This is a genomic window from Pseudodesulfovibrio sp. JC047 (genome assembly GCF_010468615.1).
Lineage (GTDB): Bacteria > Desulfobacterota > Desulfovibrionia > Desulfovibrionales > Desulfovibrionaceae > Pseudodesulfovibrio.
On the sequence record NZ_WUEH01000011.1, the window covers coordinates 117,495 to 132,299 of the forward strand.

Genomic DNA, 14,805 nt, shown 5'->3' on the forward strand with positions numbered 1-14,805 from the left:
ACCCGTGAAGGTGGGGAACCGCCATGCGCCTTTCACTGTGGAAAAGCGGGGCATATGCTTCTATGGAGTGCGTTCCATTCCGGTTGAAGGCGTCATGGGCTTGTGTGTGAGCATTATTTTCTATTCCCTGCCAAGACTTCTGAGACGTGCTTGACCGTGATGTTCGAGCCACGTTTTTTCAGGCCGCCACGGAGTTGCATGATGCAGCCCGGGCAGTCTGTCAGAAGCGTGGTCGCGCCGGTTTTTTCCACGTTCGTGAGTTTCTTGTTCAGCAGTTCTGCGGATAATTCCGGGAACTTCATGGAGAAGGTGCCACCGAATCCACAGCAGACTTCCTCTTCATCACATTCCACGTATTCCAGCCCACCCTTTTCAATGAGTTGGCGCGGTGCGTCATGGACGTCCAGACCTCGGCAGAGATGGCACGGGGCATGGTAGGTCGCTTTTTCCGTGGTTGCTCTGAAGTCGTCTTTTTGTACTTTGAGAACATCATTCACGAAGGATGAATAGTCGATGATCTTGTCCGCAAAGGCGTCAGCCCGGTATTTGAGCGCGGGTCTGTCCATGACCAGTTTGGGATAGTTGTGTTTGAGATGGGCCGCACAGGAAGCGCACAGGGTGATGATGTAATCATATGCATCAGGCTCGAATGCGCGGAGGTTCTGTTTGGCGACATCTCTGGATGCGTCCATTTCACCCATCATCTGGACGGGGAGTCCGCAACAGGATTGTTCCATGGGGTAGTCCATGGCCACATTGTTGGCTGCAAAGAGTTCGACCGCGGCCTGCATCTGTTCAGGATAGACAAAGTCCTGCACGCAGCCGGAGAACAGGGCAACGCGCAGTTTGGGTTTGTCCACTGCCGGGCGATTTTTCTGCCACCAGTCGCGGAATGGTGTTTCCGCAATGGTCGGCAGTGCGCGGAAGCTGTGTTCCTTGGAGAAGATCATGGGCAGATGGCGAATGAATCCGTCTTTTTCTGCCACGGGCTTCTGACCCCATTTGGCGGTTCGCAGCAGGGTATGGAACAATTTTCGGTTTCGGAGCACCTTGCTGAGCAGGACGCTCGGCAGAGGATGGCCGTCTTCTTCCTGAATACGGGCGTGGATTTCCTTGATGAGCCTGGGCAGATCAATGCCACCGGCACAGACGTCCTTGCACGCTTCACAGTTGATGCAGTTTTGAACGAGGTTTTTGGCCTTGTCCTTGCCATGGAAGAAATAGGTCAGGATCAGACCGATGGCACCGATGTAGATGTGTCCCATTTTGTGACCGCCAACCAGCCGGTATACCGGGCAGACATTGGCGCAGGCTCCGCAACGGACGCAACGATTGACCTGGGAGAACAGCGAATCCTTGAGCAATTCGGAACGGCCATTGTCCAACACGACATAGTGAATTTCCTTGGTGCCGTTTTCGGCTGACGCACATTCGTTGGCACCTGTTATCCAGGTGACATAGGACGTGAGTTGCTGTCCTGTGGCATTTCGCGGGAGGGCTTTCAGGATGCGCAGGGCGTCGTGCAGAGTGGGCAGGAGTTTATCGATGCCCATGAGGGCAACGTGAACTCTGGGCAGGGTGGATACCAGACGGGCATTGCCTTCGTTGGTGACCAATCCGATACCACCGGTTTCCGCAACGGCGAAGTTTGCGCCGGTGATGCCCATGTCGGCTTCGACATATTTCTGTCGGAGTTCGCGACGGGCCACTTTGACCAGTTTTTCGATTTCCGAATCCTGTTTTGACCCGGTGACTTCAGTAAACAGGTCTCCCACTTGATACCGGGACAGGTGGATGGCCGGCATGACCATGTGTGACGGACCTTCGTGGCGCAACTGGATGATCCATTCGCCGAGGTCGGTTTCCGTGACCTCCAATCCCGCGTCTTCCAGATCATGGTTGAGCAGGGTTTCCTCTGCGGTCATGGATTTGGATTTGACGATCTTGGTACAGTCGGTGTCCTTGGCAATTTGGGCGATGATCTGGTTGGCTTCATCGCCGGTTTTTGCGAAATGGACATGGATACCGGCGGCTTCGGCCTTTTCCTTGAATTCCGCATATAACGCTTCGTAGTTTTCTCCGGCAGCGTCTTTCGAGCAGGCAATGTCGTGGACGAGACCGCGCACGTCCATTCCCTTGAAGGCGTTGGCGCGTCCGGCTTTGTAGGCCACGGCAAAATTGTCCAAAGTGGTGCGTAGAAATTCGTTATCCAGAGATTCCTGGAGTTCTTTTCGATATTCTTTCAGGTCATTGGCATTTTGCATTATTGATCCTCCAGAATAAGGATGTGCAGTTCAAGGGGACCGTGGACGCCCAGTGCAAGCACGCGTTCAATATCCGCGGTCCGGCTGGCTCCGGTGATGAAGGCCAGGTAGTCTGGCGTTTTATTCATGCGGGTGAGCATCATCTTTTCTATGGCGTAGGTATTGGCCCGAATTTTTGATTTGGGTAACACGCAGACGTGATATTCGCTGACCATGGTGGCGAGTCGTAATTCTTCACTCGGACAGTCGAGCATCAACGTGCCCGTGTCGGCGATACCGTATTCGGCAATGGTGAATCCGATGTCGATTCCGGCAAGATGGTTTCGCATTCCGGAATCAATGCAGTCGAAACCGGATTTTTTCGCTTTGGTTGACAGAGATTTGTATAAATCCTGTTTCAGGCCCGGTGCGGCGATGACTTTTGTCTGTTTGGCATCGCACAGGGCTTCGGCATTTTCGGACAGGTCTGCCTCGCATCCGCTGACCAGAAGCTGACATGCTTCTTTGGTGTCGCAGAGATTGATGACATAGTCGATAGCCGCTTCTTCACTTTCGATTGTCGTGACCAAAGCGGAGACAAGTTCCGCTTTTTCCACAAATTTTTGATACAATGTCTCCTTGGATGACATGGTATCCACCTCCAGATGTGTTTGACCCAGAGCCAATGGCTCCCGCAACGGGCCTTTAATGATTAATTGACAAATTCCTTTGTTTGACGCGCGATAGCAAGTTCTTCGTTCGTGGGGATGACCCAGACTTCGATCGCACTGTCGTCCGTGCTGATTTTTAACGGTTCGGATGCTCGTTGAGCATTGACCATCTTATCGATCTTGATACCGAAACAATCGAGTCCTTGAAGGGTGTTGCGGCGGACGATATAATCGTTTTCACCGATTCCAGCAGTGAAGATGATGGCGTCGACACGACCAAGAACGGCCATGTAGCTCCCGATGTATTTTCGGTTCCGGTAGGTCTGGACATCCAGGGCGAGTTCGGCCTTTTTGTCCCCCATTTCAATGGCTGCGTGGATGTCACGCATGTCGTTCATGCCGCACAGTCCCTTGAGACCGGATTCCTTGTTGAGCATCTGATCCACGTCTTCGGACGTCATGTTTCGGGTTCGGGCCAGCAAGGCGTGAAGCGCGGGGTCCACATCGCCGGATCGGGTGCCCATGACAAGTCCTTCCAACGGCGTGATGCCCATGGATGTGTCAACCGCCTTGCCGTTCGCGGTGGCGGTCATGGAACAGCCGTTGCCGAGGTGGACAGTGATGCAGTTGAAGGTCTCGAAAGGTCGGTGCATGAGCCGGGCTGCTTCCTTGGCGACATAGCCGTGTGAGGTGCCGTGGAATCCGTAGCGACGAATGCGGAGTTCATCATACAGTTCGTGCGGCAGGGCATACATGTATGCCTTGGGCGGCAGGGTCTGGTGGTAGGCGGTATCCATGACCACGACCTGCGGTACGTCGGCAAAGAGGTGTCGGGCCACACGGATTCCGGCCAGATGGCCCGGATTATGGAGCGGGGCCAGTGGAATGATCTTTTCCAGCTCTTCGACCACGGCGTCGTCAATCAGCGTCGGTTCATGCAGGTTTTCCCCGCCGTGAACGATCCGGTGACCGATAGCCGCGATTTCGCTTTTGTCCTTGACGACCCCATTGGGGCCGCAAATGAGATCAATGGCGAGCACCATGCCGGCTTCGTGGTCGGCGATGGGCTGTTCCAACGTGATCTTCTTGGAGGCCTCGGTGTCGGGGGCCACCTTGTGCACAAGGCGGCCCTCTTCTTCTCCAATTCGTTCGACGAGTCCGGTGCAGAGCACGGATTCGGTATTCATGTCGAGCAGCTGATACTTGATGGATGAGCTGCCTGAATTGATGACGAGTACTTTCATTTATTCACCTTTTTCGGCTTGCGCCTGGATTGCGGTAATGGCGACGGTGTTCACGACGTCCGGCACGGTGCACCCGCGGGACAGGTCGTTGACCGGCTTGTTCAGTCCTTGCAGAATTGGGCCGATGGCCACGGCATTGGCGGCACGCTGGACAGCCTTGTACGTGTTGTTGCCGGTATTGAGGTCCGGGAATACAAACACGGTGGCCTGCCCTGCGACATCGGAGTCGGGCATTTTGACCTTGGCGACTTTGGGGTCAACAGCCGCGTCAAATTGGAGTGGCCCTTCAATGGGGAAATCGAGACCGCGTCCTTCGGTGAGGGTCTTGGCGATGCGGGTGGCCTCGGTGACCTTTTCCACATCTTCGCCTTTTCCGGAAGAACCAGTGGAGTAACTGAGCATCGCGACCTTGGGATCAATCCCGAAGATCTTGGCGGTTCCAGCCGCACTGATGGCGATTTCAGCCAACTGGCGAGCGTCAGGGTTGGGGTTCACGGCGCAGTCACCGTAGACCAGCACACGGTCTTTGAGACACATAAGGAAGACTGAAGAGACAATGGAGCTGCCCGGTTTTGTCTTCACGAATTCAAAGGCCGGACGGATGGTCTGGGCCGTGGTGGTCACGGAACCGGAGACCATGCCGTCAGCGAATCCCTTGTGGACCATCATGGTGCCGAAATAGGTGGGATCGGCCATGCGGTCCCAGGCCACTTCGGCGAGAACTCCTTTGTGCTTGCGGAGTTCGAGATATTCTTCGGCAAAGGAATCGAGCAATTCGGATTCAGCTGGGTTAATGATCTGTGCGTCGGAGATGTCCACGCCGAATTTGGAGGCCTTGTCGCGAATTTCGTCTTCGCGGCCGAGCAAAATGATTTCGGCAACGCCTCGGCGCAGCAAAATGTCGGCGGCGCGCAGAATCCGTTCACCGGACCCTTCGGGCAACACGATCCGCTGTTTGTTGCGGGATGCCTTGTCGAACAGGGAATATTCGAACATTTTTGGCGACACACGAGTCGACCGTTTTTCAACCAGATTGTCGCGGAGTTCTGTCACATTCACATGTTGGGCAAAATTACCGAGGGCCGTGGCGATCCGTTGATGATCGTCGGCCTGGATACGGCCATACAACCGATTTAGTTCCTGCACATTCTGGTAGGTATGTCCCTTGACCGAAAGCATGGGAACCGGAACGCCGGTCCATCCTTCAATGAGTTTGTGGACACTGTTGGACAGATCCAGTCCGCCGGTCAGGACAATACCCGCGATGTCGGGATAGGAACTGGACAGACGGGATGCCAGGCTGGACAGGATGATGTCCGAGCGGTCACCGGGGGTGATAATCAGGCTGCCGGGTTTGATATATTCCAGAAAGTTACCGATCTGCATGGCGGCGATGACATAGTTGTCCACCAGAGTTTGCATCCCGCTGTGCCCGTACAGGATGTCCGCATCCAGCCACCGTTTGACGTCTCCGATGCTTGGTTTGCCAAGGGCTTCGTTTTCCGGGATGACATAGAGCGGCATGTGTTCGCCGTTACGGTCGCACTGAATGGTTCCGCAGATGTCGTCCGTCATGCCCTCGGGGGCGCGGTTGACCACACAGGCCACGAAATCAACGCCTTTTTCGGACAAGGTGTCCAGCGTGGATTGCGTGATATTGACGACTTCGACCGGGGTCTTGTCACGGCCAGACGAAATGACGAGCATGGGAGAACCGATGGTGGCGGCGATATCGGCATTGAGGTCGAACTCGAATGCCGGGTCCTTGCCCTTGAAATCGGTGCCTTCGCAAAGCACGAAATCGTACTTCTTTTCCAGCGTCTTGTACCGTTTCAGGATGTTCTCAAGCACAAGCGCGTGCTGACCGGAATTTATCAGCTCACGCGCCTGCTTGAGAGTATACGCGTAGGTGTCGCTATACGGAATGGACAATTTGAAATGATCGATCATCAGTTCAATGTCGTGATCCTTGTTTCCCTCACCCGGGTCATTGATGATAGGGCGGAAAATGGCGACGTTGTGCAGTTCTCTGAGGAGCATCTGCATGACGCCGAGGATGACGGCGGATTTGCCACTTCGTTCTTCCGTCGCGCTCACATACAAGCTTTTGGACATGGTTGGGTTCCTTGTTTACCTATCCGTTGGTTATTAAAGGCTCTCGGCGTACAACTCGATGACGTGTTTGACGTCCATCTTTGCGTTCTTCTGGGACAGCATATCTGTGATCTGAAGCATACAGGCGGGACAACTGGTGGCAGCGGTTTGGACGCCCGAGGCCATGATGTTGTCCGCTTTACGGCTTCCGATCTTCTTGGACATGTCGTAATGCGCGATATTGAAGCTGCCGCCACATCCGCAGCAGGTGCCAGCTTCCGCCATTTCCGTGAAGTCGCATCCCGCAGCCTTGACCAGGGTCCGGGGCTGCGCTGTCACGCCGAGGGAGTTTTTCAGGTGGCACGGGTCGTGGTAGGTAACGCCTCGGCCTCCTTTGATTTCCTTGGATTCTATCTTGAGAATATCAACCAGGAATTGGCTGATGTCCAGAGTCTTCTTTTCCAACTGTTCAAGGTCGTATTTCAGGGCGGCATCCCCACCATACATGCGGGGCCACAATTCCTTGATCGTGGCGGTACACGTCGCACATCCGGTGACGAGATAATCGAATTCACCGGAACGGAGTCGATCCATGTTGATTCCGATCAGGGTGTCAAAGGTGTCGGTGTCGCCGCTCGACAGGGCCGGAATACCACAGCACGCCTGGCCTGAAGGCATGAAGACGCCAACGCCATGGTGTTTGAGCACCTTGAGAATGGCCTCACCTACCTGAGGGTAGATCTTGTCGATGACACAGCCGACGTAAAAGGCCACCTTGATGCCGGATTTTCCGGCCGGGGTGTCCAGCTCCGGCACGATCTTGTGCAGGGGCTTGGTTGCCAGGGTGTTGAAATGGCGGTCACGGATTACCGGCGCATTGAACCGGGCACAGCTGGAGCCGAGCATATCGTCCACTTTTTTGGTGAACACACCCTGGAATTTTGCCCCCATGCCCGTCAGTGTGTTGAAGAGCTTGGGATTTTTGAGCATACCTCGGAAGATGGTCCGTTTGATCGGCGACAGACCGAAGTAGCCTGTCATGATGGCACGGGCCTTCAGGAAGATGTCCATGACAGACACACCGGACGGACAATTGGCTTGGCAGGTGCCGCACAACAGACAGCGGTTGAGCTTTTCGTTGACGCCTTCCGGGTCTTCGAGCATCTCGTTGGCAAGTCCTTCCAGCAGGGCGAGCTTGCCGCGGGTGACGTCTGTTTCGCGTCCGCTTTCGGCAAAGACCGGACAGACTGCCTGGCACATGCCGCATTTCATGCAGTTGACAAGCTGGTCATCCAGCTCCTTGAACATTTGTGCGAGTTTATTGATATCAGCCATGATTTCCCCCTTAGGATCGCGGGCCGACGATTTTGTCGGGATTGAGGATGCCCTTGGGGTCAAGGACGGACTTCATGCGACGGGCGTATTCCAGGGTAGCGCGAGACGTTTCCTGTTCCAAATATTTGGATTTCGCCAGTCCGATACCGTGTTCGCCGGACAAGGTGCCACCCATGGCGAGGGCCTTGTCAAAGATCATGTCAATGCCCTTTTCTACGCGTTTCCATTCCGTCTTGTCCCGTTTGTCGGTCAGGATGGTGGGGTGCAGATTCCCGTCACCGGCGTGACCAAAGGTTCCGATGGTCAGGTCGAGTTTCTTGGAAATTTCGTCCAGAGCCTCGATCATGGCAGGAATTTTGGAGCGGGGCACAGTCGCATCTTCAAGCACACAGGTGGGCTTGAGCTTGGCCAGTGCGGGCAATGCGTCGCGGCGGGCCTGCCAGACAGCGTCACGTTCGGCGGCGTCCTTGGCGATTTTCAATTCAGTGGCCCCGTTGGCTTTGCAGATCTTTTCGACCATGGCGGCTTCATCTTCTACCTGAGCGGGATGGCCATCCACTTCGATGAGCAGCAGGGCGGCCGCATCAATCGGGAGACCGGCGCCACGGAAGTTCTCTACGGTACGAATCGTGAAGTTATCCATCATTTCCAGCGTGGCCGGAACAATCTTATTGGCGATGATGGCGGCAACCGTTTCAGATGCGGCTTTCATGGAGGGGAAGATCGCCATCATGGATTTGGCAGCCTGTGCCGGGGGCACGAGTTTGAGAATGAGTTTGTCAAAGACGCCCAAGGTGCCTTCGGAAGCGACCATCAGACCGGCGAGGTTGTAGCCGGTGACGCATTTGACGGTGCGGGAACCGGATTTGACCATTTCACCATTGACGTCCCAGAAGTCCACACCCATGACATAGTCTTTGGTCACACCGTATTTGAGACCGCGCAGGCCTCCGGCGTTTTCAGCGACGTTGCCACCCAGAGTGGAGACGGTCTGGCTCCCCGGATCCGGGGGATAGAACAAGCCGCGTTTGGCGACTTCCGCAGCGAATTGTGCGGTAACAACACCCGGTTCGACTACGGCGTACATGTCTTCTTCATTGATTTCGAGGATGCGATTCAGACCGTTGGTCAGGACCACAACACCACCGGGGTGGGGAATGGTTCCGCCGGAAAGATTGGTTCCGGCACCGCGAACGGTCAGGGGCAGTCCGTTGTCATTGCAGAGCTTGGTGACCGCGCCGAGGGCTTCGCTGGTTCTCGGGCGAACGACCAGGGCGGGCATGACAGAGTCAAGCACGGCTGCGTCGTAGGAATAGGCGTGACGGTCGGTCTCGCTGGTCATAACATTTTCTGCGCCGGCTATGGCTTCAAATTCTTTGACAATAGTCTCTTTGGTCATGATCGACTCCTCAAATGTATTTGTATGCCCGTGCTGTATGCGGGCTTGTCAGGATGCTGTTTATGCTTGTGTGAAGAGAGTCTGGGAGGTGGGGACCGTCCCCACCTCCCAAGTCCTTAATCCTTTTAGAAGAGGTTCGGCAGGAAGACGAAGCTCATCAATGTGGCGACGATACCGACAACCGCTCCGTACAACAGGAAGGGCCAAACGGTGCGTTTCAGGATCTGTCCTTCCATGCCGGACAGGCCGACAACCGCGCAGACTGCAACGATGTTGTGGATGCAGACCATGTTGCCCATGCCGCCACCGACAGCCTGTGCGGCGACGATGATCTGACGAGGCAGGTCAAGCTGTGTTGCGACTCCCCACTGGAATTCGGCAAACAGCAAGTCGGAGACGGTGTTTGACCCAGTGATGAATGCGCCCAGACCACCCACGAAGGAGGCGAACATCGGCCAGGCGTTGCCGGTGATGTTGGCGACAGCTTCGGCCATGGCCAAGGGCATGGAGGGGTAGTTGTTCGGGTTCAGGGCGGCATCGGCGATGCCGGAGCCACGGAAGATGGACACCAGTGCGACCGCTGCGAACAGGGCGATGGTGGGATTCTTCATGGTGGCAATAGCCTGTGTCCAAGCGGCCTTGACCTTGGTGCCGGGCATTCCGTGAATCCAGACAGTCAGCAGAGCGACCAGTGTGAAGGGAATGGAACCAGGCAGATAGAGGTAGGCGATGGACGCATTGACGCTTTCATAGCCGAGAATTGCAGAGAATTTAATGGCCTGGGCAGCGAGGATACCCTTGAGACCGAGTTCAGGAATACGGGTGACCACGAGGATCGCACCGATCAGAATGTAGGGCAACCATGCCTTGAATTGGCTCATGTGCGGCTTGAATTCCGTTGAACCACCGGACACGGAACCGGTCCATTCCGGGTCCCATTTGTCGGAGGGGCCGAAGTCCCAGGAAGATTTGGGGACGCAGAAACCTGCCTTGGCACCGGCAATGATGATGCCGAGACCGACAAGACCACCGATGAGGGAGGGGAATTCGGGACCGACATTCCACGCGAAGAACAGATATGGCACGGTGAAGGAAATTGCGGCGAACATGCAGAATTTCCATGCGGCCAGGCCGGGTTTCCAACTGCGTTCAGGACCGAAGTACCGGGTGATGAAACCGAGCATGAACACGGGCAGGATGAAGATCATGCCAAGGTGCATCAGGGTTGCCCACTGTCCGACAAGAGCGATGAAGTCGCCCTGAGTGGCGAAGTTCACGCCGGGGGCACCGGAAGACACGGCGTCGGCAACGCCGGGAGCCAGATATTTCAATCCGAGAATGACCGGGGTTCCAACCGCGCCAAAGGTGACGGGAAATGAGTTGAAGACCAGACAGACAATGGCTGCGGCCAAGGGCGGGAAGCCCAGGGAAAGCAACAGCGGAGCGGCCAGTGCAGCGGGGGTTCCGAACCCGGCTGCCCCTTCGAGGAAGGCTGCAAACATGTAGCCGATGATAATGGCCTGGATACGACGATCAGGCGAGATGTTCTGCATCCCGTACTGAATGGTTTCCATACCACCGGATTGTTGGAGTGTCCGAAGAATGAGAATGGCACCGAAAACGATGATGAGAATACCGATGGCCGTCACAAATCCCTGAAGGGTCAGGGCTGCTACATACTTCATGGGGAGCCCCCAGACGGCGACTGCGCCAGCGGCTGCGGTGAGCCATGCCAGGGGCATGGCTTTGGTAGCAGGCCAACGCAGGCCGACCATGAGAACCAGTGCGACCAGGATAGGCAGCAGTGCGATTAATGCAAGCACTTCCAATGACATTATGAATTCCTCCTAAGGCGTGAGAAACGTTTTCTCACTGTGTTGAAAAAGAGATGCGGGGCGGAGTAGGTAAAAACCTCCGCAACAGGTCCGCCCCGCATGAACATCTAGTGGTTATCTGCCGTCGTCACAGGGTTCTCCAGACCCCGGGCTTTCGGCGGAAATGCCGGCGTCACACACTGCATCTTCTTCCTCCTGGATCGGGCTGAAATCAGCCTCGGCCAGATGGGTCAGAATGGCGTATCTGTCGGCATAGTCTTTTTCGATCTGGGCACGGAATGCCTTGGACAGTTCCGGGTGGAATCGTTCCAGCATGGCGTACCGGTTTTCTCCGGACAGGAATTCCTGCAAGGAGCCGTCAGGAGCCTTGGACTCCAGGGTGAACGGGTTCTTGTGTTGAGCGACCAGTTCGGGATTGTAGCGATAGAGCGGCCAGTATCCGGAATCAACGGCCAGCTTCTGTTCGTACTGGGTCTTGCCCATGCCCTTCTTGATGCCCTGGTTGATGCACGGGGCGTAACAGATGATCAGGGACGGTCCGTTGTAGGCTTCTGCCTCGCGGAAGGCCTTCATCATCTGCTGCTTGTCCGCCCCCATGGCCACGGAGGCGACATAGACATAACCGTATGTCATTGCCATGCGGCCGAGGTCCTTTTTGCCGGTGCCCTTACCTGCGGCGGCGAACTTGGCGATGGAGCCGAGCGGCGTTGCCTTGGAGGACTGACCGCCGGTGTTGGAATACACTTCGGTATCCATGACCAGGATGTTCACATCCTTGCCGGAGGCGAGCACGTGATCAACACCACCAAAACCGATGTCGTAGGCCCAGCCGTCACCACCGAAGATCCAGACGGATTTCTTGGTGAACAGGTCTGCGTCAGCGGCAATGGATTGCAGTGTTTCATCAGTGGTGCCATTGAGTGCGGCCTTGAGTGCGTCACCGGCTTCGGCAGAAGCTGCAGCGTCATCTTTGGCTTCGAGCCATGCCGTGATGGCGGCCTGCGCGTCACCGGATGCGGTCTTCACTGCGGCTTCACATTTGGCGACCAATGTCTCGCGGCGGTTGTTGACACCCATTTCTATGCCGAAACCGAATTCGGCAGCGTCTTCGAACAGGGAGTTGCCCCATGCCGGGCCGTGGCCTTCGGCATTGGTGCAGTATGGGGTTGAAGGCGCGGACGCTCCCCAGATGGATGAACATCCAGTGGCGTTGGCGATAATCATCCGTTCGCCGAAGAGCTGGGTCAGCACCTTGACATACGGAGTTTCACCGCAACCGGCACAGGCTCCGGAGAATTCCATCAGGGACTGACGGAACTGGCTACCCTTGACGGTGTCACGCTTGAAGGCATCCTTGAACGAGACCTGTTCGGCGAAGTCCCAGTTCGGGACCTGCTCGTCGAGCTGGGTCGCGGTGGGCTTCATGACCAGGGCCTTGTCCTTGGCCGGGCAGATGTCGGCGCAGTTGCCGCATCCCAGACAGTCCTGAGCAGCGACCTGCAAGCGGTATTGCATTCCCTTCACATCTTTGCCCTTGGCATCGATGGTCTGGAAGCTGGCCGGAGCGTTGTGCATTTCGGTATCATCAACAACAACCGGGCGCAGGGCAGAGTGTGGACAGACGAACGCACACTGGTTGCACTGGATGCAGTTGTCGGCGATCCATTCGGGCACATTGATGGCCACGCCGCGTTTTTCGTATTTGGCGGTGGACAGCGGCATGGTGCCGTCAACAGAGAAGGCGGAGACCGGAAGGTCGTCACCTTTCTGGGCAAGCACGGGGCGCATGACGTTTTTCACGTATTCGGGTTCGTCAACGTCAGTGGCGGCATCGTCGGCCAGGTCAGTCCAGACAGCGGGCACCGGCACTTCAACAATGGCGTTGATGGCGTTGTCCACAGCTGCGTTGTTCATATTGACGATTTTGTCGCCCTTTTTGCCGTAGGCGGTTTTGATGCCGTCCTTGAGCAGCTTCACGGCTTCGTCGAAGTCGATGACATCGGCGAGCTTGAAGAAGGCGGTTTGCATGATCATGTTGATGCGTCCGCCAAGGCCGACTTCTCCGGCGATCTTGACGGCATCCACCGTGTAGAATTTCAGGTTTTTCTGCGCAATGGTGCGGCGCATGGCTGCGGGCAGTTCCCGGTCCATGTCGTCGGCGGTCCAGGCACAGTTCAGGACGAAGGTTCCGCCGTCCTTGATGCCGTCCAACACGTCATAGAGGTGGACATAGCTCGGGTTGTGGCAGGCAATATAGTCGGCAGCGGTGACCAGATAGGTGGACTGGATGGGCGCGTGGCCGAAACGCAGATGGGAAATGGTGATGCCGCCGGACTTCTTGGAGTCGTAGGCAAAGTATCCCTGTGCGTACATGTCGGTGTTGTCACCGATAATCTTGATTGCCTGCTTGTTGGCTCCGACGGTTCCGTCAGAACCGAGGCCCCAGAATTTGCACTGGACGGTGCCTTTTGGGGTGGTATCCAGAGCCTCGGTCGTGACAAGGGAGTCATGGGTGACGTCGTCATCAATGCCCACGGTGTAGCGGGCCTTGGGGGTGGACTCCGTCAGGTTTTCGAAAATGGCTTTGACCATGGCCGGGGTGAATTCCTTGGAACCGAGACCGTAGCGGCCAGCGGTGACCAGCGGACCCTCGCCTTTTTCCAGCAACACGGTGCAGATATCCTGGTACAGGGGGTCGCCCAATGCGCCGGGTTCCTTGGTCCGATCCAGCACGGAGAGGACTTTTGTGGTTTCGGGTAATACCGTCAGGAAATGCTTGGCGGAGAAGGGGCGGTAAAGGCGGACCTTGATGAGACCGACTTTTTCGCCATCGGCCACCAGATGGTTGACCACTTCTTCGATGGTTTCGCAGGACGAACCCATGGCGATGACGACGCGTTCGGCATCGGGGGCACCGACATAATCGAACGGCTTGTAGTCTCGGCCAGTCAGGGCGGACACCTTGTTCATGTATTCTTCCACGATTTCCGGGATGGCATCATAATAGGAGTTGGATGCTTCACGGCCCTGGAAGTAGATATCCGGGTTCTGCGCGGTTCCACGAACATCCGGGTGTTCCGGATTCATGGAGCGGGCACGGAATTCAGCCACCTTGTCCATGTTCAACAACGGCTTCATGTCGTCGTAGTCGATGACTTCGATTTTCTGAATTTCATGAGAGGTACGGAAACCGTCGAAGAAAGAGACGAACGGGACAGATGATTCGATGGTGGCCAGGTGGGCGACCAGCGAGAGGTCCATGACTTCCTGGACACTCGCGGCGGCCAGCATGGCGAATCCGGTCTGGCGGCAGGCCATGACGTCCTGATGGTCTCCGAAAATTGAAAGAGCGTGGGCAGCGATGGCGCGTGCGGAGACATGGAAAACGCTGGGAAGTAATTCTCCGGCGATTTTGTACATGTTGGGGATCATCAGCAGCAGGCCCTGCGAAGCGGTGAAGGTCGTGGTCAGCGCACCTCCGGCCAGAGAACCGTGAGCAGCACCGGCGGCACCGGCTTCGGATTGAAGCTGACGGACTTCGACGGTCTGTCCGAAAATGTTTTTACGACCCTGCGCAGCCCATTCATCGGCGATTTCGCCCATGGTGGACGATGGCGTGATGGGATAAATGGCGGCAGTTTCGCTCATTGCGTAGGCCACCCAGGCGGCGGCGGTGTTGCCATCCATTGTTTTCATCGTGGACATAGAGTTTTTCTCCTCTTGATACAGACTTTTGGATTGTGTGAATCCACTCAAAGCGGATGCTGTTTAGTCATTTCATTACTCAACATCCGTGCCAATATGATAATTTTGGTTTGTATCCCAAATAAAACAGGTAGTTATATATTCATACCGTCTGAGGTGCGACCGATGAGGGTGTTCGAAGTCTGAAAAACAGGACGAAGAGGAGGGGAGTGAAGGAACGGGTTTTTTGATAAAATAGAGGAATACCGAGGGGTGAACATGATAAATGTGTGTATGGAA

At 55.9% G+C, this 14,805-nt stretch carries 8 protein-coding genes; all 8 read right to left on the minus strand.

What is annotated here, in order from left to right:
* Positions 1 to 113 precede the first annotated feature (113 nt).
* Positions 114 to 2,264 carry an L-lactate dehydrogenase (quinone) large subunit LdhH gene (gene ldhH, locus GO013_RS09280; protein WP_163810404.1) on the minus strand — a complete coding sequence of 717 codons (2,151 nt, stop codon included), beginning with the start codon at positions 2,262 to 2,264 and terminating at the stop codon, positions 114 to 116.
* The gene (locus GO013_RS09285; protein ID WP_163810406.1) at positions 2,264 to 2,893 is read right to left on the minus strand and encodes a lactate utilization protein; all 630 of its coding nucleotides are present in this window, start codon (positions 2,891 to 2,893) and stop codon (positions 2,264 to 2,266) included. Before GO013_RS09285 ends, ldhH begins: the two co-directional genes overlap by 1 nt.
* A gap of 62 nt (positions 2,894 to 2,955) precedes the next feature.
* A complete protein-coding gene (locus GO013_RS09290) occupies positions 2,956 to 4,158 on the minus strand; it encodes an acetate kinase (RefSeq protein ID WP_163810408.1) in 1,203 nt (400 codons plus the stop codon).
* The gene (pta, locus tag GO013_RS09295) at positions 4,159 to 6,273 is read right to left on the minus strand and encodes a phosphate acetyltransferase (RefSeq protein WP_163810410.1); all 2,115 of its coding nucleotides are present in this window, start codon (positions 6,271 to 6,273) and stop codon (positions 4,159 to 4,161) included.
* A 33-nt stretch (positions 6,274 to 6,306) separates the two neighbouring features.
* Complete coding sequence (locus GO013_RS09300) at positions 6,307 to 7,587, minus strand: (Fe-S)-binding protein (protein WP_163810412.1); 1,281 nt, start codon at positions 7,585 to 7,587, stop codon at positions 6,307 to 6,309.
* Positions 7,588 to 7,597: 10 nt separating this feature from the next.
* Positions 7,598 to 8,986 carry an FAD-linked oxidase C-terminal domain-containing protein gene (locus tag GO013_RS09305; RefSeq protein ID WP_163810414.1) on the minus strand — a complete coding sequence of 463 codons (1,389 nt, stop codon included), beginning with the start codon at positions 8,984 to 8,986 and terminating at the stop codon, positions 7,598 to 7,600.
* A gap of 125 nt (positions 8,987 to 9,111) precedes the next feature.
* A complete protein-coding gene (locus GO013_RS09310; protein ID WP_163810416.1) occupies positions 9,112 to 10,821 on the minus strand; it encodes an L-lactate permease in 1,710 nt (569 codons plus the stop codon).
* A 114-nt stretch (positions 10,822 to 10,935) separates the two neighbouring features.
* Positions 10,936 to 14,526 (minus strand): pyruvate:ferredoxin (flavodoxin) oxidoreductase, encoded by a 3,591-nt coding sequence (gene nifJ, locus GO013_RS09315; protein ID WP_163810417.1) that lies wholly within the window; start codon positions 14,524 to 14,526, stop codon positions 10,936 to 10,938.
* Between the last annotated feature and the right edge of the window lie 279 nt (positions 14,527 to 14,805).